The following is a 23103-nucleotide window of genomic DNA, read 5'->3' on the forward strand; positions in this document are numbered from 1 at the left end:
GATTGTGCAATGCTGGCAGCGAGCCTGGGAGCACGTCACGCCGTTCTTTGTGTTTCCACCCGAGATTCGACGGGTTGTGTACACGACCAACGCCATTGAGAGTCTGAACATGCAGCTACGCAAGATCATCAAGACCCGGGGCCACTTCCCCACCGACGAGGCTGCCATCAAACTACTCTGGCTGGCGCTGCGCAATGTGCTGGCCAAGTCGGTACGGGCAACCTTCGACTGGAAATCCGCGATGAACCAGTTTGCCATCCTGTTTGGCGAACGCTTTACGCTCGCCCGAGGTTAGGATCTGTTAAACCGCCTTGCACACAAAAATGCGGATAGGTTCAGGAAACGCGAAAAAACAAAAAACCACGAAAAAACAAAAAAGCCCTCTAAACTTCAAGGCGCCGAAGCCGTCTTATCCCTCCCCAACCCACAACTCCGATAAGCCTCCGTCTGCAAAGTCCGAAACCGCTTGGCCTGCGCCTTCGCGCGATCGACGCGAAACTCCGACCCACCTTCACCACCCAGCGTCGCGTACTTGGCAAACGTCGACTGATCGACAAACTCGTCATAGGGCAACACAGCGGCCATCTTGTCGATCACGCACGAGCACTTATAGACGTTTGCAAAATCGTGCCCGTTATCGTCCATGCATCCCAGCACGTATTCCACGCGCCCTTGTGTCGGGTAGTTGTACCCGCTCGCCGGTGCGGGCGATTTAGGCGCGTCGTCGTCCGCGCGGGCGAGCGGCACAGCAAACGCGAAAGAGGCACACGCCACCAGCGTAAAACATCGTAGGTTCATTTCACGCCTTCATGAATGGAGTCGCATCAGGCGGCGGCCCGCGCGAGGCGCAAGCCGCCATGCTCTCTCTCGCCGCGCTCAGTTCGGCGCGAACGGATGCGCCACGCTGCCTTTCCTGGCCACCACTTCGGCCGCGCTCGGCTCGCCGTTCACCGCGCGCTGGATCGCCTCGCGCGTGGCCTTGTAGTTGTACTCCTGAATCTTCTTGTCGTCCTCCGCCTGCCAGTGAATGAACACGCCCACGCACAGGAACAGGTCGTCGGCTTCGGCCTGCGGGATCGTGCCGTCCTCCACGCTGTCCGCCACCGCGAGCGCGACCGCGTGCTGCGCCGGTCCGAACATCTGCACGGCCTGGCGCGCGCCCTTGATCGTCACTTTGTTGAACAGGATCGTGTTCGGCTTGGCGAGCAGGTTCGGTGCGACGACTGCGAGCAGCGATGTGAAGCCATCCTTATTGTTGGTGAGCGCGTTGCAAAATGCGGTTTCCGCAGCCGAACCTCGCGGTCCGATCAGCAGGTCGATGTGCGCGACTTCGTTGCCATCGCCGACGAGCGACTCTCCTATCAGGACGCGATTGATCTTGGCCATGCTGTTCCTCCGATGAATGGACTAGGGACTTGCCGACTGAGTTGCCGTCCAGGTCGGCGCAGGACGGCGATCGACGGGCGGCGGGTTGTGACACGGTGGCATTGACTAACAGGATCCGTGCCAGCGCATGCACAGACTCACGCTGCGCGCGCCGCGGCGAGGCAGCCCGCGACGAACAGCGTCGCCACGGCGAGGTCGGCGCTCGTGCCGGGGTTGATGCCGCGTGCCTTCAGGTCGGCATCCCATGCGTCGAACGCGGCGAACGGGTCGAACGGTGCGTGCGCATCGAACGTGATCGGGCCCGTGCCGCGCAGCGCCGCGAGCCATTGGGTGTGCCGCTCGCGTGCCGCAAGCGTGACACTGTGCGCCACGGCGTCGCCCTGCTTACGCACAATGTGAGAGTCGGGCCAGCGCCCGAGGAAGGCGAGAAAGACGTGCAGCGTGGCCAGCTGCGGCTGCCCGGCGGGCATCTCGCGCCATGCCGCGAGGCCGGTCTCGAACACGTCGCGAAAGCCGTTCGCGTACTGGCGCGCGATGCTGTCGCGCGCGGCGGCGAGCGTCATCGCCTCGCGCAGCGCGATCGTGGGCGCGGCGTGCACCGATTGCTCGGGCGCGTCGCCCAGGCCCCCCGGGTTGGCGAGTGCGATCGCGCGATAGGCGAGGCGCGCGTCGTCGAGATCGAGCCGCGCCAGCACGCCTTCGGTCGCTTCGCGCCACGCGCCCTCAGTGAGTGGCAGCGCCGTGTTTTCCAGCGCGGCGGCGAGCGGCGCGACGAGCAGCACGATGCCGAGGTTCGTATTGCAGCCGGCGGCGTCGCGCGTGCGCGCGACCGCGTCGAGCACGCGGCTGCCCACGGGCACGCCGGGCGTGAACAGCGCGCCCGCGGCGGCTTCGGCGCTGGCCAGGAACTGCGCCGCGCGCATGCCGTGGCCCGCGCTGCGCTCGCTCACGTTGCCCGGCTTGGGTGTTTCCACGTCGAGCCGGCAGGCGTCGAGAAAAGCTTGCCGCGCCCGCGTGATGGCGGCCGGCGTCGGGTCGCCCGGCGGCTCAGCCATGGCGTTCGTGCAGCGGCACCACGGCGGCGGTGTTCGCGTCGCTGGCGCGCGCGAGCGCTTCGCGTTGCGCGGGCAGCCTGCGCACAAGCAGATCGTCGACGAGCGCCGCCGCGATATCGATAGCCGTGACCGATTGCAGGCCGCGCCACGCCGCCACGCCGTTGACCTCCAGCACGAGCGGACGCGCCGCGTCGTCCGGATCGGGGATCAGGTCCACGCCCGCGTAGTCGAGTCCGAGCGCTTCGGTCGCGCGTATCGCCGTGCGGGCGAGCGCCGCGTCGAGTTCGGCCGCTTCGCACTTCGCGCCTTGCGCGACGTTGTGAATCCAGCCCTTGCCGCCCGTGCGCCGCATCGCCGCCACGGCCCGCCCGCCGATCACGAGCACGCGCCAGTCGAAGCCAGCGCGCCCCGCATCGACATAACGCTGCAAATAGGCCACGTCGCGGTACGGTTTGAGCGAGGGCAGCGGCGCGAGCGCACGAGGGCGCCCGCCCGCGGGGCCGAGCCGCCTGAGGCCGTGGCCTTGCGAGCCGAACAGCGGCTTGAGCACGACCCTGCGCCCGGCCGCCGCCTCGCGCATCAGCACGCGCTGCGCAAAGGCCGCCGATTCGCCCACCCACGTCGCGGGCGTCGGCACGCCGCTGCGATGCAGCAAGAAACTCGTCATCGACTTGTCGACGCTGCGCTCGATCGCGCGCGCGTCGTTATACACGGGCACGCCCGCTTCGCGCAGCGCGTGCAGAATGCCCAGGCGCAGCGTGACCTGCTCGAAGGTGCCGCCGGCAATGCCGCGCACGAACACGGCGTCGGGCAGCGTGCGGCCGAAGCCGGGCAGCATCAGGCCGTGAGGCGTCCACGTGGTGTCGATGCGGCATTGCGCGAGATCGACGCAGCGCGCCTGCGCACCGCGCGCGCGAAAGGCCCGTTTGAGCCGCGCGGTATGCCAGCCGGTCTCGTCGGTCATGATGGCGATGCGCAGCGACGTCTGCGCGCGGGGCGCGCTCAAGTCGCTCGCGTCGCTCATGTCGCTCATGTCGCTCAAGCCGGGCAAGTCGAGGCTCATGACGCGGCGCTCCACTGGCCGTGCAGCACTGCCGCGTCCACGCCACCGCCGTGCCAGGTCGCGCCGCTTTCGAGGCTGCTCACCCACACCTCGGCGGGGGCGAACAGCGCGGGATCGATCTGGTAGAAGTCGTGGTTGAACGCGGCGAAGATGTCCGCGAACGGGCGGCCATAGTCGCGCGAGGTCGAAGCGGGCAGTTCGGCCGCGAGGCGCTTTGCCACGGCGTCGTGCTTCACGGTGAGATGCACGCGGCCGCCGTAGAGGATCGCGTCGTTGGTGCGCCCCATCGCCTGGAGGCCGTCGGGCGCGGGCGGCGGCAAGGGCGCGGAGCCGCCCGCTTCCACCACTTCGTCGAGCGGCACGCCGAGCACATGTGTTTTGTGCAGCGCGACTTCGACCACGCGCGCCACCACCTGTACCGTTCCCGCGACAGAGTGCGTCGGCGTGACGATGAGCGTGAGCTGCGCGGGTGCGAGGCCGCAGTCGTGCAGCACCTTGTCGATCACCACCTGGGGCGGCAGGCGCTCGACTTCGAGCACCAGCGCGCCGCGCGCGTGGCGATCGCGGTAACCCAGTTCCGCATAGAGCGGCTCCTTCACGGCCAGCGCGCGCGCGGGCCCCGAGCCCAGCGAGAAGAACTTCTTGCCGCCGGTCTGCTCGCGCGTGGCCGAGAGGCTCCATCCCGCGTACTGGCTGCCCAGGCACGCGAGCACCGGCCACGAGGTGCGCACTTCGATCATGCTCGGCCACAGCGGCTGCGCGTCCAGGCTTTCGCGAACGGTGACGTGGCCAAGCCCGCCCATGCAGATGCGCGCGATCAGCACGCCGGCCGCGACGCTGCCCGGCGCTTGCGCGCCGGCGTCGACGAGCACGGTGCCGTGCGCCGTGTGGCTCACGGCGGCGCCGAAGCGCGGCGCGTCGTCCACCAGCCGGGCGACGAGGCGCTCGCTCAGCGCGTTCACGCTCGGTGCATTGGGGCCGACGGGCGGCGGGGTGTCAGGCGTTGCAGGAGAGTCGGTCATGGTCGGGCTCGGTTTTTTGCCCGGTTGGGTACGCCGGGCTGGGTTCGATGCGTTGCAGAACGCGCGTTTGCTGCGCGTCGAGCGCGCGCCGCACGGCCTCCACGGAGGGCGCTCGCACGAGCAGCGTGCAGACGGGCTGTCCCGCTTCGAAGTGCGTGCCGGGCATCGGCACGTCGCGGCAGCGCAGATCGCGCAGGCAGGCGTCGCTGAAGGCTGGCGAGACGTCGAACGCGTGCGACGCGAACAGCACGCGCTGACCCGCTCGCCCGCGCGCGTGGGGGGCTGCGCAGGCCGCGCAGGTCGCGGTTGCGGGCGGCAGGCGGTCATGCAGGCAGGCTTCGATATGCCAGGCGAGCAGCCCGCGCGGCCACGTGCGTGGCGCGGCGGTTTCGTAGAGCGCCATCGTCGCGCTGGGGCGCGTGTTGATCTCCAGCAGTGCGAAGGTGTCGCCGTCCAGCAGGAAGTCGCAGCTATGCATGCCCGTGAGTCCGGTTTGCGCGCAAAGCGCGGCGATGGCCGCGCACACGCGCGCGGCGATAGCGGGCGCGAGGTCGATCGGCCCGATCGAACCCGCGTGCACGAAGGGCAGGCTCCCCATCGCGCAGACGAGTTGCTCCGCGAAGCCGATCACGCGCGCCATGCCGTGCGCGGCGATGAACAGCGCGGAGAGCGGGCGCCCGCGCACGTGCCGCTGGAAATAGGCCGGCGAGGGATCGTGCTCGCCAAAGCCGGCCAACGCGTGCAGATCGCCGACGCTTTCCGCGCGTTCGATATGGGTGCCTCCGCAACCTTCCGCGCGCTTGATGAGCCAGCCTGGCGGCGCGGCGGGCGGTGCGAAGCGCACGGGAGGGTGAGGGATCGCGAGCGCGTCCAGCAGCGGGAAAAAGCGCCGTGGCTCGCGCACCGCCGCGCCCGCCGCAACAGGATTGCCGATGAAGCGCGGCAGCCCCGGTGCATCGCGTAGCCGCGCGACGAACGGTTCCAGCCCGCTGCCCGCGATCCAGCCGATCAAGCCCGGCGCTTGCGCCGCGCGCGCGAGCGCTTCGGCGAGGCGCTCGCCGTCGATCGACAACGGCGCGCTGCCGCCGATGTCGGTCCATTGCGCGGCGGCCGCGCGCGTGTCCCGATCGCCGAACGCGTCGAGCGCGAGCACGCGCAGGCCCGAGCGCGCGGCGGACTGCGCCAGCATGCGCGCGGACAGTCCCGCGACCGCGATGCAGGGCGCCGGCGTGGCCGATTTCATGGGCGCTTCATGACTGGTCGCGAAGGCGGCGCGCTCAATCGAGGCAATCGAGGCAATCGAGGTCAATCGAGGCCCGCCGCCACGGCGCGGGCTTCGTCGAACGCTTCGGGGAAGCCCAGGTAGACCGGCTTGCCGCCGGTGCGCATGCGGATAAAAAGCCGGTGCTCCACCTGATACTTGACGTTGCCGATCGCAAGCGCGCCGATGCCGATCGGCGCGGCCGCGCCTGTGGCATTCGCCAGGCCCGTGATCGGCTTGCCGTTGTTAACCACGTTCACGCCCGCGATGCCTTCGGGCGGCACCGCGTTGACATCGGCGGCGATGAGCAGGTGCCGCGCGTGCGCGAGGTCCTGCGCGCTCACCACCTGTACGCCCGCGAGCGCCGTGGCGAACACGATCTCGGCCTCGCCCAGCGCGTCGCGGGTTTCGGCGGGCGTGGCCGTGCTCACGCCCTTGGTCGGAATCCGAAAGCGCGCGTTGATTTCGTCGCTCACGCGCGCGGCGCGCGCCTGGCCGCTGTGGCTCGCAATCGAGACGTCCGCGCCGAGCGAGGCGGCCATCGCCGCCGCCACGCGCCCGACCGCGCCGGTGCCGCCGAGTATCAGCACGCGCTTGCCGCCCAGTTCCATGCCGTAGGCCTTGGCCAGATGCCGTTCGACCAGCGCGACAAGCGCCGCGGCGGTCGTGTACGACCCGCTCGGATCGGCGAATACCGATACCTCGAACGGCGGGACCATGGCCTTGCGCGCGGCGTCGAGCATGTCGGCGGCGAGCATGACGTCGCGCCCGCCGATGAAGATGCCGGTGCGCGACACGCCCTTGGGACCGCGCGAAAAAATCGCGTCCTGGGTCAGGTTCGCCACCATCGCGGCTTCGACGTTGCAGTACGGCACGATGACCTGGTAGCCGGCGTCGGCGGCCATGTTCACGTCGAACGGGCTCATCTGCGGCGTGGCGGTGAACATGTGCAGGATATAGGGCCGCTCGGCGGGCTTTTCGGTGGGCTTTTCAGGGCTGGTCGACATGGCAGGGGGCTCGTTTCGGTGGCGATCTCGTGGACTGCGCAAGGGAAGGGCTCGTGGCCACGCATGGCTGGGCAGGGTTGGGAGTCGGGGCGCGGCGCGCGCTGCCGGGGCTCAAGACCTCGCGGCGCGCGCAGGGCCGCTCATGCGGCGTCGACGCGCCGCTGCGCGCGCACGTCGGCGCGCCGCACGTCGGCGCCGCGATTGCGTCCCGCGACGACCGTGCATTCGATGTGCGGCATGCCGCGCGTGGCGGCGCGCGCCGTGGCCAGCGCGCAGGCCGCGTCGTATTCGCTCGCGACGATCGCGAAGCCCGTGGGGCCCCACGAACTCTGGCCGATGCCGGCCGGCCGTTGCGCCGCCACGGCGCGCAACGCGCGCTCGACGTCGGGGCTCGCGAACACGCCGCCTTGCACGGGCGCGAAGTATTCGCCGATGGTTTGCTGCAACTGCGTGAGGCCGCGCGCGAACGCGGCGATGTCGCCTTCGGCCGCGCCCGGCAGGATCTGCATCAGCACGAGATGGCACAGATGCGCGGCGAGCGCTTGCGGAAACGGCGCGAGCGCCGCGAGGCCGCGCCGTTCCGCGTCGCCATGCAGCCCCTCGCGCGCGTTGTCGCTCACGAGCAGCACGCGCCAGCTCTCCGGGAACGGCTGGCGCGCGAGCAGCGGCGGCACGCCCTCGCGCAAGCCGCGTGACGGGCCGCCGTCCACCAGCAGGCCACCCGTTTCGAAGCCGAGCACGCCGATGCCCGAGCGCGCGCCGCGCCCGAGCAGCGCGGCGAGCTCCGCGCTCGTCGCCGCGTGGTCGAGCAGGCGCGTGAAGGCGCTGCCCACGGCGAGCGCGAGCTGCGTGCCGGAGCCGAGTCCCGTGTGCGCGCGCGGCGTGCGGATCACCTCGATCGCCACAGGTGCCGGGTCATAGGCCGCATGCAGCCGCGCGAGACAGATCGCGATGCGCTCGCGCTCCGCCTCGCTCGCCGCGCCTTCGATGCGGTCGCGCTCGGCGCGCCGCGCTTCGATGCGGGTGCCGCCGCCCTCGATCACGAGCCCGAGGCTGCCGAACGCGCGGCCGAGCGAGGCGTTCGGATCGAGGAAGCCCAGGTGCAGGCGCGCGGGGGCGTCGACGCTCACGCTGGCGTCGGGGGGAAGGCGGCGAACGTGGAGCTGCATCGCGAGAGTCCTCGTGCTTGGCGGGTGCCGGAGGGCCGCCGCAGCGACGGCGCGTGCCGTGACGCGGCGAACGGTTTCACGCGAACGCAGACGCAAAAGCTGTACCAGGCGCTGTGCCTGGCACTGCACCAGGCACTGCACCAGGCACCATCGCGCCCAACGTATGCGCCTCAGCCGCCGGGCGCGTCGTACTTGATATAGCGAAAGCGCGGGTCGTCGCGGGGCGTGCCTTCGAGCGGGCCGCCTTCCGCGCCCGGCTGCCACTGAATGAACGATTCGATTTTCGCGGCGAGCGCGAAGTCTTTATCGGTGATGCCCTTCGCGGAATGCGTCTTGAGCTTCACGATCACGAATGCATAGGAGACCGTGAGATCGGGGTGATGCCACGCCGCCTCGGCAAGGTGGCCCACGGCGTTCACCACCATCAGCGTGCCTTTCCAGCCTTCGGTGCGGTACTTGCGGCGCAGCCAGCCGTCCTCCAGATACCAGTGCTGCAAAGGGCCGGTGAGGCGTTGACGGACCTCGTCGTCGGTATAAACCTGGGTTGCGTTTGCCATGAGCGTTGCTCCGCGCGGGTTGCAGGGACGTCGGCGATGCTGCGCTGCCGAAGAGGCATCGCCAGGTGAGTTGCCGATTTGATTTGCAATTGGCGAGCCAGCAGCCGGTGCGCCGGCAACGAAGCGCGGTGCCCGTGGTCGCCGTCGTGCCTCGCGGCGGGCACGTTTCGTTCCGGCCGGTGACACAGTATGTCCCACCCCGCGGCGCGACGGTTCACACGTGTGACACCGGCGAGCGCACGCCCGCGCGCCGCCCGGCCCATGCGAGGGCGGCGCGGCTCGCGCGCACACCCGCGCCGCCATTGGCCATGCATGACGAATTCACGACAAACACGCGCGGCCCGGCCATTCCGGCATGAAACCTGCATTGGGCACCGTGCGCCGAATAAAGCCCGACAACAACGATCGGGAACGTGCGCGGGTTCGTTACCCTGCATTCGATGAGGCGCGCTCGATGCGACGAGGTAGCGTGGGTCATTTGTGAGTTGCACTGCAAGACCATTCTGGAGGAGACATGAACTTACGCACCGCGGTTCTTGGGCTCGCGATCCTCGCGTCGGCAGCCCTGAGCGCTATCGTTGCACAAGCCGATCCCCAGCTTGACGGAGCCATGAAAAATCCGTCCAACTGGGCGTCGCAAGCGGGCGACTACGCGAATCACCGCTATAGTCCGCTCAAGCAGATCAACGAAAACAATGTCGGCAAACTACAGGTGGCATGGACCATGTCGACCGGCGTGCTGCGAGGCCACGAAGGCTCGCCGCTCGTGATCGGCGACACCATGTACATCCATTCGCCGTTTCCCAACAAGGTCATCGCCATCAACCTGAAGGACCAGACCTTCCTCTGGCAGTACCAGCCGAAGCAGGACGACGCCGTGGTCTCCGTGATGTGCTGCGACACGGTCAATCGCGGGCTCGCCTACGGCGACGGCAAGATCTTCCTGCAACAGGCCGACACCAAGCTCGTCGCGCTCAACGCGAAAACCGGCGACGTGGTGTGGACCGCGCAGAATGGCGATCCGAAAGCGGGTGAAACCAACACCAACGCGCCGCACGTCTTCGGCGACAAGGTGCTCACCGGCATCTCGGGCGGCGAGTTCGGCGTGCGCGGGCGTCTCATCGCCTACGACATCAAGACCGGCAAACCCGCGTGGACGGCCTATAGCACCGGGCCCGACAAGGACATGCTGATGGACCCCGACAAGACGATGACCTACGCCGACGGCAAGATGGTGCCCGTGGGCGCGAATTCGTCGCTGAACTCGTGGAAGGGGGACCAGTGGAAGCTGGGCGGCGGCACCACGTGGGGCTGGTATGCGTGGGACCCGAAGCTGAACCTTGTCTACTACGGCACGGGCAATCCGGGCACGTGGAACCCCACGCAGCGGCCGGGCGACAACAAGTGGTCGCTCTCGATCTTCGCGCGCGATCTCAACACCGGCGAGGCGAAGTGGGTCTACCAGATGACGCCGCATGACGAATGGGACTACGACGGCGTGAACGAAATGATCCTCACGGATCTGTCGATCGACGGCAAGAACGTGCCCGCCATCGTTCACTTCGACCGCAACGGTTTCGGCTACACGCTCAACCGCGCGACCGGGCAACTGCTGGTGGCGCAGAAGTTCGATCCGGCGGTGAACTGGGCCGACCGCATCGACATGCACAGCGGCAAGCCGATTCGCAACGCGGCGTATTCGACCCAGGCCGCGGGCGCGGACCACAACGTGAAGGGCATCTGCCCGGCGGCGCTCGGCTCGAAGGACCAGCAACCGGCCGCGTACGATCCGAAGTCGCATCTCTTCCTCGTGCCGACCAATCACGTTTGCATGGACTACGAACCATTCGATGTCGACTATGTGTCGGGCCAGCCGTACGTGGGCGCGACGCTCTCGATGTACCCGGGTCCGAACGACAACAACTCGATGGGTAACTTCATCGCCTGGGACGCTTCGAAGGGCAAGATCGTCTGGTCCAAGCCGGAACGCTTCTCGGTGTGGTCGGGTGCGCTGGCCACGGCGGGCGGCATCGCGTTCTACGGCACGCTCGAAGGCTACATCAAGGCGGTTCGCATCAGCGACGGCAAGGAACTGTGGCGCTTCAAGACCCCCTCGGGGATTATCGGCAACGTGTTCACCTACGAGTATCAGGGCAAGCAGTTCATCGGCGTCTACTCGGGCATTGGCGGCTGGGCCGGCATCGGCATGGCGGCCGGGCTCCAGAAGTCGACCGAAGGCCTGGGCGCGGTGGGCGGGTATCGCGAGCTCGCGAAGTACACGGCGCTCGGCGGCACGCTCTTTGTCTTCGCCATTCCCGACAGCCACAGCTAAGCGGCTGGGTCGGACCGAAGCGCGCGGGCCTCTCGCCGCCAGTCGCATGACGGCGGGCGGCCGCGCCTTCCCCTGGACGCCTTGTTCATGCGCCGTCCAGCTTGTGCACACTGCGCCGTTTCAGGCATGAAGCCGATGCAACGCATCGCGGCGCAGCCTTATTTTCAGGGAGACATCTGCAAATGAAATGCCCATCCATCCTGTTGCGTGCGGCGCTGCCCGTGGCTTTTCTCGTGCTGCCCGTCGCGTACGCCCAGACCAATCCCGCGATCGCCCAGGTGGCGTACAAGGTGGTCGACGGCACCAAGGTCGACGGCAATACGTTCCTGGGCTGGAAGACCTGGCGCGCGCTCGACTGCGAACGCTGCCACGGCGCGCAGCAACAGGGGCTGGTGGGTCCGTCGCTCGTCGATGCGTTCAAGACGCTCGACAAGACCGAATTTCACCGCACCGTGTTCGGCGGCCGCGTGGCCAAGGGTATGCCCGACTTCAGTTCGAGCCAGATGATGCAGAAGAATTGGGAAAATCTGTATGCCTATCTAAAGGGGCGCTCGGACGGCCAGATCAAGCCGGGCGACCTGCAATCGATGGATCCGAAATAAGTCCGCGGGCCGACCTGAGGAGGTGATCGATGCGTCATGGCAACCGAATGCACGTGTATGGCGCGCTCGTAGCCGCCGCACTGGGATACGCGGCACTCTCCTTTAGCGCGGTGCGCGCCCAGGGCGAGGCCGCGCTGCCCAACAACGACGGCGCCGACGGCGTGCTGCGGGTGTGCGCGGACCCGAACAACATGCCGCTGTCCAACAGCAAGGGCGAGGGCTACGAGAACCGCATCGCGAGCCAGATGGCGAGCGATTTCGGCTACAAGCTCGAATACACGTATTTTCCGCAGCGCATGGGGTTCGTGCGCCACACGCTGCGCGAAAAGGAGCCCGACTCCGATCGCTACAAGTGCGATCTGGTGATCGGCGTGCCCAAGGGCTATGACATGACGTCGACCACGCAGCCTTATCTGCGCTCGACCTATGCGATGGTATTCACGAAGCGGCCCGAGCTCGCCGGCATCAACACACCCGACGACCTGCTCAAGCTGCCGCCCGACCAGCTTCACAAGCTGCGCTTTGGCATCTTCTCGCAAACGCCCGCCGTCGACTGGCTGCTCAGCCACGGCCTGATCGACCAGGCCGTGTCGTACCGCGTGCAAAGCGGCGATCCGCAGGAGTATCCCGGCCAGATGATCGAAAAGGATTTGCAGGCGGGCAATGTCGACGTCGTGTTTCTCTGGGGGCCGATTGCGGGCTACTTCGCGAGCCGCTCGGGCGACACGGTGAAGCTCGTGCCGTTCCCGAGCACGCCGGGCATTCGCTTCGACTACACGATCTCGATGGGCGTGCGCTACGGCGAGAAAGCGTGGAAGGACAAGATCGATCAATGGATCGGCGCGAACCACGACAAGATCGACAGCATCCTCACGAGCTACCAGGTGCCGCTGCTCAAGCCCATTGACGCACCGGCCGCGAAGCCCGCGGACGCGGCTCAATGAGGCGCGGTTCCGGTGTTCAGGCCATGCGGGCGCCGCGCGCATGGCGGCGGGCGCTCGCCGTGTGCCTCGCGTGCTGCGCGTGCCTGCTGCAAAGCCCGGCGCGCGCCACGGGCAACGACGAGATTTCGCCCGCCGAGCGGCTCATCTTCATGACGGATCATCTGCACGACGTGGCGCAGCAAAGCGAACTCGACTACGCGCTGCTCAGTTCTCAATCGGGTTCTCAAGCGGGTTCGCAAGCTCCCGAACAGGGCGCCGACACCGTGCGCGTGCTCGTGTCGAGCCCCGGCAACGCCAAGGGCGACGCGCAGGTGTCCGACCACAGCGGGGCCGTGCCCTTGCCGAACGCGGGCCTGGCGTGCAATCCCGTCATCATCTATTTTCTCGAACGCGACATTGCGGACATGGAGCGCGCGACCGGCGGCAAGCGCCGGTACTTCCAGCAGCGCGTGCGTCTCGCGCTCGCCGCCAACCCGAAGATCGAGACGGTCACGAGCCAGATCAACGGCAAGGCCGTCAAGGCCCAGCAGATCGTGATCCAGCCATACAAGAACGACCCCAACGCGGAGCGCTTCGCGCAGTACACGGGCAAGCGCTACACGTTCCTGATCGCCGACAGCGTGCCGGGTCAGGTCGCGCTGATCCGCACCGACGTGCCCGGTGCGAACGACGACTTCGCGCATCCGTTGCAAACGCAAACCCTGCGCTTCGACACTGTCGTGCGCAAGCTGCCGACGCCGCAAAACGGTCCCGCGAAGTCGCCGAACGCGCCGCGCGCGAATCGTTGAACGGGTGGGCCAGCCGTGAATTTTGTCCGCTCGCTGACCTTGCGCCAATTGCAGATCTTCGTCGTCGCGAGCCGCTATACGAGCTTCGCGCGCGCGGCGGAGGAACTGCATCTGACCCAGCCCGCCGTGTCGATGCAGATACACCAGCTCGAAGAGGCGGTCGGCCTGCAACTCTTCGAGCGCATCGGGCGCAAGCTCTCGCTGACCGAGGCCGGCGAAAAGCTCACGCACCACGCGAGCCGCATTCTTGGCGAGATCAAGGATGCCGAAGATGCGATGACGTCGCTCACGCAGGCCGACAGCGGCTCGATTTCGGTGGGGATCGTGAGTTCCGCCACGTATTTCGCGCCCAAGCTGCTGGCGATGTATTCGCATCTGTACCCGAAGGTGGACGTGCATCTGTCCGTGGGCAATCGCGATGCGCTGCTGCGCCTGTTGCAGGACAACGCGATCGACCTCGCCATCATGGGCCGCCCGCCGCCGGAAATGAGCACCACGAGCGAGGCGCTCGCGTGGCACCCGCAAGTGCTGATCGCCCCGCTTGACCATCCGCTGTACGGGGCGAGCGGCTTCGATCTACAGGAATTGCGCGGCGACACCTTCTTGCTGCGCGAGCCGGGTTCGGGCACGCGCATGGCCGCCGAGGAAATGTTCAGACAGCATCTTTTCACGCCCGCGAAGGTCGTGACGTTCGGCAGCAACGAAACGATCAAGCAGGCGGTCATGGCGGGCATGGGCGTGAGCCTGATTTCGCTGCACACGCTGTTGCTGGAGTTGCGCACGCAAGAGATCGCGCTCCTCAAGGTGAACGGCACGCCGATCGAGCGCACCTGGCAGATCGTGCATCTCGGGGCCAAGCAGCTTTCGCCCACTTGCCGCGTGTTCCGGCAGTATCTGCTCGAACACACCGCCGCGTTTCTGGAGAGCGAATATGCGGTGTTCGTGCCGTCGCCCGCGAAGTCGCAGGTGTGGGCCTGAGCCATGCCGTTGCCTGCTGCCGGGATAGGAGAGAGGGTATCGATGGATTCCAGCGAGCCGCTTCAGGACTGGCGCCTGCGTGCCTTGCAGATCGAGGAGGAAGTCGCGAGCGTCGTGATCGGTCAGGCGCAGGTCATTCGCCTCATCACGGTGGCGCTGTTCGCGCGCGGCCACGTGCTGCTCGAAGGCGGCGTGGGCGTCGGCAAGACGACCGTGCTGCGTGCGTTCGCGCGCGTGGTGGGCGGCGCGTTCGAGCGCGTGGAAGGCACGATCGACATGATGCCGGGCGACCTCGTCTATCACACCTATGTCGACGCCGAAGGCAAGCCGCGTATCGACCCCGGCCCGCTGCTGCGCCACGGTGAGCGTCTCACCACGTTCTTCTTCAACGAAATCAATCGCGCGCGCCCGCAGGTGCAGTCGCTGCTGCTGCGGGCGATGGCCGAGCGTTCGGTCTGGGCCTTCGACCGCGAACATCACTTTCCGCACATGACGGTGTTCGCCGATCGCAACAAGGTCGAACAGGAAGAGACGTTCGAACTGGCATCGGCGGCGCGCGACCGCTTTCTGTTCGAATTGAGCATGCCCACGCCGGACGACGCCAAGGTGAGGCGCGCGCTGATTTTCGACGCCGCGTACCACGACGTCGACACGCTGCTCGCGAGGCTCTCGCCCGCCGTCGTGCCGTGGGAGCAGTTGAATCACATCGGCGCGATCATTCAGCAGAGCGTGCAGTCGAGCCCGACCATCGAGCGCTATGTGCTGGACATCTGGCGCGCAACGGAAACGCCGCAGCACTTCGGCATCGCGCTCGAAGGCGTGGAAATGGAGCGGCTCGTGCTCGCGGGCGCGAGCCCGCGCGGCATGAGCGCGCTGTTGCGCGCGGCACGCGTGGTGGCGTGGCTCGACGGCCGCTCGCACCTCGTGCCCGAGGACATTCACGGCGTGCTGTTGCCCGCGCTCGGTCATCGCGTGTTCTTCACGCCGATCTACGAATTGCGCCGCCAGGAACTGGCCGAAGCGCTGATCGCGCAAATCGTGAACCGGGTGGCCGTGCCCTGAGCCATGAACGCGACGGCGCCATTTCACTATCGCTTTGCGTTGCGTGCCTCGGGGCATCGCCCCGGCTCGCATCCGGGAACGAGTGTGGGCGCGGGCGACACGTTCGCGCTGCATGGGCGCCTGTTTGATCACCCGGACCCGCGCCGGCTGGATTTGCGCGCGAGCGTGCGCGCGGCGCGCTCCGAATGGCTCGTGAGGCTGCACCTGCAACGCTCCGCCGTGCCGGTGCAGGCGCTGGTGGATGTCTCCGCGTCGATGCGCTTCGGCGCGCGCCGCACGAAATTGCAGGTGGCAGCCGACTTCGTGGAGGCGCTGGGGTACAGCGCGTTTCGGGCGGGCGATCCGTTAGGCATGCTTGCTTTCGATCACGACAAGCGCGACGACCTGTTCATGCCGGCGCGAACGGGGCGCGGCGTCGGCAACGTATATGCAACGATGTTGCGCGAGCACGCCGATACGGCGGATCTTGCCGGCGCGCCAGGCCACGGGGCGACGATCGCGGGGCTGCAACGCGTCGCGTCGAGACTGGCCGGGCGGCAGGCGCTCGTTTTTCTCGTCTCCGATTTCCACTGGCCGCTCTCCGGCATGGCGCTGGTGCTCGATCTGCTGGTCAATGCGTATGTGGTGCCCGTGGTGGTGTGGGACCGCGCCGAGATCACGCCGCCCGAAGCCGGGCGACTGCTGGCCGTGCGCGATGCGGAAGCGGCGCGGCACCGCACGCTGTGGCTGCGGCGCGGCGTGCGCGAGCGCTGGCTGGAAGCGGTCGCGCAACGGCGTACCGACCTCGCGCGGGCGTTCGCGCCGCGCGGCATCCGGCCGTTCTATCTGCACGACGAATTCGATCCGGAGGCGATGTCGCGCTACTTTCTGGAGGCGGCCGCATGAGCGCGGGCGCTGCACGCGGCCTTCGCCTCGCGCTTGCGCTCGCGTTTGCCGCTGCGCAGGCGTTCGCCACGACTCCAGCGGATGCCGCCCCTTCGAACAGCGCGGCGCAAGCGACGGTGCAGGAGCCGCGCGCGTTCGGCTATCAGCTTGGCGACATCCTCACGCAGCGCATCCTGCTGCCGGACGGCGATCGCGATGCGGTGGCGCCGCCCTCTATCGGCCGCGCCAGCGCCTGGCTCGATCGCAGGCGCGTTCGAATCGACAGTGACGCCGAAGGCCGCTCGTGGATGGCGATCGAGTACCAGGTCGTCAACGTCGATCCGACGCTCACGCGCATCGCGTTGCCCGCGTTGACGCTGACATCGGCGTCCGGCGCGGCCATGCAGGTGCCCGAGTGGCCCGTGAGCGTGGGCCCGATGACGCCTGCCGATACTTTCGATGCCTTCAATACCGGCGACCTGCAAGCGATGCGGGCCGACCGCCTGGCGCCCGCCGTGCCTGTCGAGCCGTTGCGCCGCCGGGCGGGCGTCGCACTCGCGCTGCTGGGGCTCACGCTGCTGTCGTGGGCCGGGTGGTGGCGCTGGCGCAACCGGCGCGAAGCCGCGAAGTTGCCGTTCGCACGCGCGTGGCGTCGTATCCGCAAGCTCGACGGCGCGAACGCCGACACGTCCGCCGATGCCTGGGTCCACCTGCATCGCGCGCTCAACGAAACGGCTGGACGCGTTGTCCACGCGGGCTCGCTGCCCGGTCTGTTCGAGCGCGCGCCGTACCTGAAGCCGTTGCGCGCGCAACTTGAGCAGTTCTATGGCCGCTCGGCCGCGCGGTTTTTCACGCCCTCGCCTGTAGCGACGGCCGCACCCGCGCCGCTTGAGGGCGCCGCCGCGCTGCGCACGCTAAGCGAGGCGTTGTACCGCGCCGAGCGCCGTCAGCAGCGATGAGCTTCTCGCCCGACTTCTCCCTGCCGTGGCTGCTGGCCTTGCTGCCGCTCGCGTTGCTGCCGCTGTTGCCAAGGCGCGGCGACGCGCTGGTGTTCCCCTCGCTCGCATGGCTGCCCGCCGATCGCCTCGGGTGCTGGATGGGCTGGATCGCACAGGGCGGCGCGGTCATCGCGATGCTGGCGATCATCGTCGGGCTTGCCGGTCCCGGGCGGCCGCACCGGCAAGTGCTGCGCACCGGCAGCGGCGCGCAGATCCTGATTCTGATGGACCGCAGCGCGAGCATGGACGAAACGATGAACAGCAAGGGAGTGGGCGCGCCCGTGGGCGAATCGAAAAGCCATGTCGCGCGCGCTTCGCTCACGCAATTCGTCGCCCAGCGCCCGCACGACCAACTGGCCTTCATGATGTTCGGCACGAGCGCGCTGCTGGTCATGCCGTTCACCTACGATCACCCGGTGATCGACGCGGCGATCGCGGGCACGGCGGTGGGGCGCGGCATGCCGGATACGCAGCTCGATCGCGGGCTGCTCACGGCCATCGGCGAGTTCGACGGGCGGCACGCGTCGGGCCGCCGCGCGATCGTGCTCGTGTCCGATGGCGGCGCGCGGCTCGACGAGCGCGTGCAACGGCTCGTGCGCGACGGGCTGCTGCGCGACCAGATCGCGCTTTACTTCATCTATTTGCGCAGCAGCGTGTACAGCCCCGACCTGAACGCCGCCGCGCCCGCGAGCGGGGCATCGGCCGAGGCCGAACTGCATCGCTACTTTTCCTCCCTGAGTACGCCTTACCGTCTTTTTCAGGCCGGCAACGCGAAGGCGATGAAGGACGCCATGGCCGAAATCAACCGGCAGCAAAACGCGCGGACCACGTTCGTCGAGCATGTGCCGCGCCAGGATCTGAGTCCGTATTGCTTCGCCGTGGCGCTCGCGGCCTGCGCGCTGCTCGTCTTGCTGCGGGTGTTTCAGGTGCGGGGCTGGTCGTGAAGCGCGCGTCGGTTCACCTCATGTTCGCGGCGCTCGCGCTGGCCTGCGCCGGGGTGGCGGCCTACGACGGGCTGCGCCTGCTGCGCGCGCAGCAGATCAACGAGGCGGTGACGGCTGCCGCGCATTCCGCGCAGGCGAAGGGCGCGCCGCGCGCTGCGGCCCAAGGCGAAGCGGTCCAAGGCGAAGCGCGCGAAGTGCGGCTCGCGCACGCGGTCGCGCTCTCGAAGCAGGGCGCGTACGATGCGGCGGCTCCGCTGTTCGAATCGCTGGTTCGCGACGGCCCGCTCGACGCGGCCGGCCGCGCGGCGCTGTTCGATCTCGGCAACCTGTATCTGCGCGAAGGAATTGGCCACGGCGCGCCGGGCACGATCGTCGCACCCCCGATGATCGAGGAGGCCAAGGCGCGCTATCGCGCGTTGCTGCGCGACGATCCGGACGACTGGGACGCGCGCTACAACCTCGAACGCGCGCTGTGGCTCGCGCCCGAAACGCGCACCGCCGCCGACAAGCCCAACATCACGGAGCAGCACGACGTGAAGGTGCACGACCCGCAGAGCAAGGATCTGCCGTGAGCTTCGCGGCGCGCGTGCGCGGGCTTTTCGCGGGGCCTCACTGGAAGATTCCGGCCGCGTGCCTGTTGCTGGCCGCAGCGGTGAGCATGCCCAGCGTGGCCGTGCCGCGCGATACGTCGAGCGTCATCGTCACGTTCGACATCACGCAAAGCATGAGCGTCGAGGACGTCGCGATGGACGGCGTGCCGACGAGCCGCATCGCCTTCGCGCGCGCGGCGATGCGCGACGCGTTGGGGCAATTGCCATGCGGCTCGAAAGTCGGCTGGGGCGCGTTCACGGGACAGCGGACGATGCTGCTGCTGCCGCCCGTCGAAGTCTGCGGCAACTACGACGCGCTGCTGTCGTCGCTGGAGCGCATCGACGGGCACATGCGCTGGACCAACTGGAGCCGCATTGCCGAGGGGGGCGTTTATTCGGCGGTGCGCGCGGCGCAGGACGTGGGACACGGCGCGGCCGTGCTGTTCGTCACCGACGGCCAGGAAGCGCCGCCGCTCCTGCACGCCGACACGCTCGCGCGCGACATCAATCCGGGCGGCGTCAAAGGCTGGCTGATCGGCGTGGGCGGCGACCAGGCCGTGCCGATTCCGCGCACGGACGACAACGGCCGCCGCATGGGCTACTGGCGCGCCGAGGACGTGATCCAGGTGCCGGAGCAGGATCGCGCGGCCACGACCGGGCCGAGCCACGAGGAGTTGTCGGCTTTGCAGGGCCACTACCTGGAGTCGGTTGCCGGGCACATCGGCTTTCGCTACCGCCGGCTGACGGGGGCCGATTCGTTGCGCGACGCCATGCTGGACGCGCGGCTCGCCCACCGCGAACCCGTGCCGACGGACCTGCGCTGGTGTCCCGCGCTGCTGGCGTTGCTGATGCTCGTCTGGCGCTTCTTGCCGCCGGTGGCGCGCGGCCGGGCGAAGCAAAGCACTCGTCCCGGCGGCTGAGCGGCCCGCGCCGCGCCTATCGGGAAAATGAATGTGACCCATTCCAACATTTAATTTGTGGATGACGGCGGGATCCGATAGCTTATGGAGGTCCATTTCCCCTGGGGCGCGCAGCGTGGCCCCCACCCGCCGAGGCACATTCATGATCGACCGCGTATTCGTCAACGCCGTGGGCGCTGACGGCAAGCCCATCAATCTCGCGGTGCGTGACGGGCGCTTCGTCAGCATCGGCCCGGAGCGCGTGGAGACGGGCGGCGCAGAGGTCGTGGACCTGAAGGGCCGCCTCGTGCTGCCGGGTTTCGTCGACGGCCATATCCACCTCGACAAGAGCTTCGTGGGCGACCGTTGGCGCGCGCATCGCGCCGCCGCGACGCTGCGCGAGCGCCTTGCCGCCGAAAAAGAGGCGCTCGCGAGCGCGGCGCCCATCGCGCAGCGCGCCGAAGCGCTGATCCGCCAGGCCGCGTCGTTCGGCACGATGGCCATGCGCAGTCACGTCGACGTCGATGCGACGACCGGGCTGACCCATCTCCATGCCGTCATGGAAGCGCGCGAAAAATGGCGCGATGTCGTGGACATCGAACTCGTGGCCTTTCCGCAGGCGGGCGTGGTGTCGTGCCCCGGCACCGCCGATCTGCTCGACGCCGCCGTGCGCGAGGGCGCCGAGGTCGTGGGCGGCATCGACCCGACCACGCTCGACGGCGACGCTGGGCGCCAGCTCGATATCGTCTTTGGCATTGCGCAGAAGCACGGCGTGAAGATCGACATTCATCTGCATGAGCCGGGCGAGCAGGGCGTCGAGCAGTTGCATCGCATCGCCGCGCGCACCCGCGCGGGGGGCTTGGCGGGCAAGGTGACGGTGAGCCACGCCTACGCGTTGGGCGATGTCGACGCTGCGCCGCTTGGGCGCGTGGCCGACGCGCTGGCCGAAGCGGGCGTTTCGATCATGACGAACGCGCCCGGCGACCGCGCCTTTCCGCCGGTGCTGGCGCTGCGCGCGGCGGGCGTGCGCGTGTTCACCGGCAACGACAACATTCAGGACGCGTGGTGGCCGTACGGCAACGGCGACATGCTCCAGCGCGCCATGCTGGTGGGCTATCGCTCCGGCTTCTATACCGACGAAGCGCTGCTAGTCGCGTTGGACATGGCGACCGAGGCCGGCGCGGCCGTGCTCGGCAAGCCGGGCTACGGCCTGAAGGCCGGCAACGAAGCATCGTTCGTTATCCTGAAGGCCGAGAACGCGGCGGCGGCCGTGGCAGCCGCGCCCGCCGAGCGCGTCATCGTTCGACGCGGGCGGTTCGAGAACGACGCAGCCCGTCTGCAATTCGAACCCGCGACGCCCGCGTGCGCGCAGCACGGCTGATTATCCCCGGCGCCGCCCACGCGCGGCGCGCTTCCTGAAAACGCGTCATCCCACTACACGGAGCGTACCGAGTGTCATCGCGTCCCTACTATGCACCGCACGGCGGCCATCCGCCCCAGACCGAACTGCTGACCGATCGCGCCATGTTCACCGAAGCGTATGCGGTCATTCCGAAAGGCGTGCTGCGCGACATTGTCACGAGCTATCTGCCGTTCTGGGAGCAGACGCGCCTGTGGGTGCTCGCGCGTCCGCTCTCCGGCTTCGCCGAAACGTTTTCGCAGTACATCATGGAAGTGGGGCCCGGCGGCGGCAGCGAGCGCCCGGAACTCGATGAAGCGGCGCAAGGCGTGCTTTTCGTGGTGGAAGGCGAGATCGTGCTGACGCTCGACGGCGTCGAGCACCGGCTCGTGCCTGGCGGCTATGCATACATCGCGCCGCGCGCGAACTGGTCGTTGCGCAATCGCGGTGCGGACTGCGCGCGCTTTCACTGGATTCGTAAGCATTACGAAGGAGTGGAAGGCGTGCCCGCACCCGAGTCGTTCGTGACGAACGAGCGCGACGTCGAGCCGGTTCCCATGCCCGGCACAGAGGGTCGTTGGGTGACGACGCGCTTTGTCGACATGAGCGACATGCGTCACGACATGCACGTCAATATCGTCACGTTCGAGCCGGGCGGCGTGATTCCGTTCGCGGAAACGCATGTGATGGAGCACGGCCTGTACGTGCTGGAAGGCAAGGCCGTCTATCGGCTCAACCAGGACTGGGTCGAGGTCGAAGCCGGCGATTTCATGTGGCTGCGCGCGTTCTGCCCGCAGGCCTGCTATGCGGGCGGGCCGTCGCGCTTCCGGTATCTGCTGTACAAGGATGTGAACCGGCACATGAAGCTCACGCTCGGTGCGGCGGGTGGGAACCGGGGCAAATAGCCACGGCGCGGTTACGTTGCGCTGATCAACGCACCGACCAACGCACCATCGCGGGCAACGATGCGCCCGCCGGCCACCACCAGCTTGCGCGGTGGCCGTGCGACCACGGCATGCGCAACGGTTTCGGCTTCCACCAGCACGAGGTCGGCGCGCGCGCCCGCGTGCAGGCCATAGTCGGCGAAACCGCAGCCGCGCGCGGCGGCCGTGCTCACGCAGTCGAACGCCATTGCCAGCTCGTCGTCGCGGCGCAGATCGTAGCGCATGCCGATCAGCATCGCGCGTTCGAGCATGTCGGGCATGCCGTACGGCGTCCATGTATCGCGGATGCCGTCGTTGCCGCCGAAGATCGTCACGCCCAGTTCGCGGCAGCGCTTGAGCGGCGGAACGGGGCGCGAAGGCGGCGCGCTCGTGAGCAGCGCCACGTCAAGACGCGCGAGGCGCTCCAGCAGCGGCTCGGGTTGCGGCAGCGCGCCGAGACAGAACGCATGGCTTACCACGACCCGCCCTTGCATGCCCGTCGCTTCCACGCGATCGAGCAGCAGTTTCAACGTGAACGCGCCAACTTCGCCAGGCTCGTGAAGATGAATATCGATGGGCTTGCCGTGACGCACCGCCTGCGCGAAGGTGGCGTCCAGCGAAGCCACGGGATCGCCGTCGATCAAGGCGGGGTCGAGCGCGCCGAGCACGTCGGCGCCGGCCGCGAGCGCGCGCTCAAGCCATTCCTGGGTGCCGGGGCGCACCAGCATGCCCGACTGCGGAAACGCGACGATCTGCATGTCCAGCACGTCGCGCAGCGCGTGGCGCGTTTCGAGCACGCCTTCGAGGTAGCGCAGGCCCGCGTCGGTGTCGATGTCCACATGGGTGCGCAGGCGCGTGGTGCCCGCCGCCACGAACGCGCGCGCAAGCGCGAGCGACTGCACGCCCGCATCGTGCGCCGAGGTCTTGCGCCATGCGCGCTCGTTCTCGATGCGATCGACGAGATTGGGGCCGACTTCGTTGCGATACCAGGCACGGCCCCAGTGGGTTTTGTCGAGGTGGGTATGGCCTTCGACGAAGCCCGGCAGCAGCAGCGCGCCGCCGCCGTCTTCGGTCGCCGCGCCCGGCGGCGGTGTCAGGTTCGGGCCGAGCGCCTCGATGTGCCCGTTCGCTATCGAAACGGACACGGCCTCGCCCGTGGGCAGGCGGACATTGGAAAGCAGGAGAGGGCGAGTGGCGGAGGTCATGCCGGTTCCACTGAAATGATCATGGGGTCGCGCAGCGCGCGATGCTTTGCGGCTG

Annotated in this window: 24 protein-coding genes; 14 read left to right on the forward strand and 10 right to left on the reverse strand. The window is 68.2% G+C overall.

Features of this window, described 5'->3' with window-relative positions; all coding sequences use genetic code 11:
• Positions 1–295, forward strand: a 295-nt coding sequence (locus C7401_RS34510) for a transposase (RefSeq protein ID WP_146757927.1), incomplete at its 5' end; no start/stop codon positions are given.
• A gap of 95 nt (positions 296–390) precedes the next feature.
• Here C7401_RS34510 and C7401_RS34515 read toward each other — a convergent pair.
• The 9 genes from C7401_RS34515 to C7401_RS34555 form a co-directional block, all read right to left on the reverse strand.
• On the reverse strand, positions 391–798 hold the full coding sequence (locus C7401_RS34515) for a hypothetical protein (RefSeq protein WP_112176438.1): 408 nt from the start codon (positions 796–798) through the stop codon (positions 391–393).
• Between the two features lie 78 nt (positions 799–876).
• Positions 877–1386 carry a formaldehyde-activating enzyme gene (gene fae, locus C7401_RS34520; RefSeq protein WP_112176440.1) on the reverse strand — a complete coding sequence of 170 codons (510 nt, stop codon included), beginning with the start codon at positions 1384–1386 and terminating at the stop codon, positions 877–879.
• 137 nt (positions 1387–1523) lie between these two features.
• A complete protein-coding gene (locus C7401_RS34525) occupies positions 1524–2441 on the reverse strand; it encodes a triphosphoribosyl-dephospho-CoA synthase (RefSeq protein WP_112176442.1) in 918 nt (305 codons plus the stop codon).
• On the reverse strand, positions 2434–3465 hold the full coding sequence (locus tag C7401_RS34530) for an ATP-grasp domain-containing protein (protein WP_258397350.1): 1032 nt from the start codon (positions 3463–3465) through the stop codon (positions 2434–2436). The genes C7401_RS34525 and C7401_RS34530 overlap by 8 nt, the downstream gene beginning before the upstream one ends.
• Positions 3466–3500: 35 nt before the next feature.
• Entirely contained in the window at positions 3501–4526 is a 1026-nt protein-coding gene (mch, locus tag C7401_RS34535; protein ID WP_112176446.1) for a methenyltetrahydromethanopterin cyclohydrolase, read from the reverse strand.
• Complete coding sequence (locus tag C7401_RS34540) at positions 4501–5769, reverse strand: ATP-grasp domain-containing protein (RefSeq protein WP_112176616.1); 1269 nt, start codon at positions 5767–5769, stop codon at positions 4501–4503. The genes mch and C7401_RS34540 overlap by 26 nt, the downstream gene beginning before the upstream one ends.
• A gap of 62 nt (positions 5770–5831) precedes the next feature.
• Positions 5832–6794, reverse strand: a complete 963-nt coding sequence (locus tag C7401_RS34545; protein ID WP_112176448.1) for an NAD(P)-dependent methylenetetrahydromethanopterin dehydrogenase — start codon at positions 6792–6794, stop codon at positions 5832–5834.
• Between the two features lie 140 nt (positions 6795–6934).
• Positions 6935–7963: a beta-ribofuranosylaminobenzene 5'-phosphate synthase family protein gene (locus tag C7401_RS34550; RefSeq protein ID WP_112176450.1), complete on the reverse strand. Its 1029-nt coding sequence runs from the start codon at positions 7961–7963 to the stop codon at positions 6935–6937.
• Positions 7964–8133: 170 nt separating this feature from the next.
• Positions 8134–8520, reverse strand: a complete 387-nt coding sequence (locus C7401_RS34555; RefSeq protein WP_112176453.1) for a 4a-hydroxytetrahydrobiopterin dehydratase — start codon at positions 8518–8520, stop codon at positions 8134–8136.
• Positions 8521–9034: 514 nt separating this feature from the next.
• Here C7401_RS34555 and C7401_RS34560 point away from each other — a divergent pair.
• The 13 genes from C7401_RS34560 to C7401_RS34620 all read left to right on the forward strand — a co-directional run bounded on the left by C7401_RS34560 (position 9035) and on the right by C7401_RS34620 (position 21825).
• Positions 9035–10852 (forward strand): methanol/ethanol family PQQ-dependent dehydrogenase, encoded by a 1818-nt coding sequence (locus C7401_RS34560; RefSeq protein ID WP_112176455.1) that lies wholly within the window; start codon positions 9035–9037, stop codon positions 10850–10852.
• A 182-nt stretch (positions 10853–11034) separates the two neighbouring features.
• The gene (locus C7401_RS34565; protein WP_112176456.1) at positions 11035–11454 is read left to right on the forward strand and encodes a c-type cytochrome; all 420 of its coding nucleotides are present in this window, start codon (positions 11035–11037) and stop codon (positions 11452–11454) included.
• A gap of 29 nt (positions 11455–11483) precedes the next feature.
• Positions 11484–12398: a substrate-binding domain-containing protein gene (locus C7401_RS34570; RefSeq protein WP_112176458.1), complete on the forward strand. Its 915-nt coding sequence runs from the start codon at positions 11484–11486 to the stop codon at positions 12396–12398.
• Positions 12395–13186: a hypothetical protein gene (locus C7401_RS34575; protein WP_112176460.1), complete on the forward strand. Its 792-nt coding sequence runs from the start codon at positions 12395–12397 to the stop codon at positions 13184–13186. Before C7401_RS34570 ends, C7401_RS34575 begins: the two co-directional genes overlap by 4 nt.
• Positions 13187–13201: 15 nt before the next feature.
• Positions 13202–14164, forward strand: a complete 963-nt coding sequence (locus tag C7401_RS34580) for a LysR family transcriptional regulator (RefSeq protein WP_112176462.1) — start codon at positions 13202–13204, stop codon at positions 14162–14164.
• A 42-nt stretch (positions 14165–14206) separates the two neighbouring features.
• Positions 14207–15226: an AAA family ATPase gene (locus C7401_RS34585; protein ID WP_112176464.1), complete on the forward strand. Its 1020-nt coding sequence runs from the start codon at positions 14207–14209 to the stop codon at positions 15224–15226.
• A 3-nt stretch (positions 15227–15229) separates the two neighbouring features.
• Positions 15230–16111: a DUF58 domain-containing protein gene (locus tag C7401_RS34590; protein WP_112176467.1), complete on the forward strand. Its 882-nt coding sequence runs from the start codon at positions 15230–15232 to the stop codon at positions 16109–16111.
• Positions 16108–17049 (forward strand): calcium incorporation protein MxaA, encoded by a 942-nt coding sequence (locus C7401_RS34595; RefSeq protein ID WP_112176469.1) that lies wholly within the window; start codon positions 16108–16110, stop codon positions 17047–17049. The genes C7401_RS34590 and C7401_RS34595 overlap by 4 nt, the downstream gene beginning before the upstream one ends.
• A complete protein-coding gene (locus tag C7401_RS34600) occupies positions 17046–18032 on the forward strand; it encodes a vWA domain-containing protein (RefSeq protein ID WP_112176471.1) in 987 nt (328 codons plus the stop codon). The genes C7401_RS34595 and C7401_RS34600 overlap by 4 nt, the downstream gene beginning before the upstream one ends.
• Positions 18029–18604 (forward strand): tetratricopeptide repeat protein, encoded by a 576-nt coding sequence (locus C7401_RS34605; RefSeq protein ID WP_112176473.1) that lies wholly within the window; start codon positions 18029–18031, stop codon positions 18602–18604. The genes C7401_RS34600 and C7401_RS34605 overlap by 4 nt, the downstream gene beginning before the upstream one ends.
• Positions 18601–19542: a vWA domain-containing protein gene (locus C7401_RS34610; RefSeq protein WP_373864478.1), complete on the forward strand. Its 942-nt coding sequence runs from the start codon at positions 18601–18603 to the stop codon at positions 19540–19542. Before C7401_RS34605 ends, C7401_RS34610 begins: the two co-directional genes overlap by 4 nt.
• A gap of 142 nt (positions 19543–19684) precedes the next feature.
• Positions 19685–20902 (forward strand): amidohydrolase family protein, encoded by a 1218-nt coding sequence (locus tag C7401_RS34615; RefSeq protein WP_112176474.1) that lies wholly within the window; start codon positions 19685–19687, stop codon positions 20900–20902.
• Between the two features lie 71 nt (positions 20903–20973).
• Positions 20974–21825 carry a bifunctional allantoicase/(S)-ureidoglycine aminohydrolase gene (locus C7401_RS34620; RefSeq protein ID WP_112176476.1) on the forward strand — a complete coding sequence of 284 codons (852 nt, stop codon included), beginning with the start codon at positions 20974–20976 and terminating at the stop codon, positions 21823–21825.
• 11 nt (positions 21826–21836) lie between these two features.
• On the opposite strand, the gene C7401_RS34625 is transcribed toward C7401_RS34620, so the two are convergent.
• A complete protein-coding gene (locus tag C7401_RS34625) occupies positions 21837–23048 on the reverse strand; it encodes an amidohydrolase family protein (protein ID WP_112176478.1) in 1212 nt (403 codons plus the stop codon).
• Positions 23049–23103: the final 55 nt, after the last annotated feature.

It is taken from the genome of Paraburkholderia unamae, from assembly GCF_003268775.1.
Lineage (GTDB): Bacteria > Pseudomonadota > Gammaproteobacteria > Burkholderiales > Burkholderiaceae > Paraburkholderia > Paraburkholderia unamae.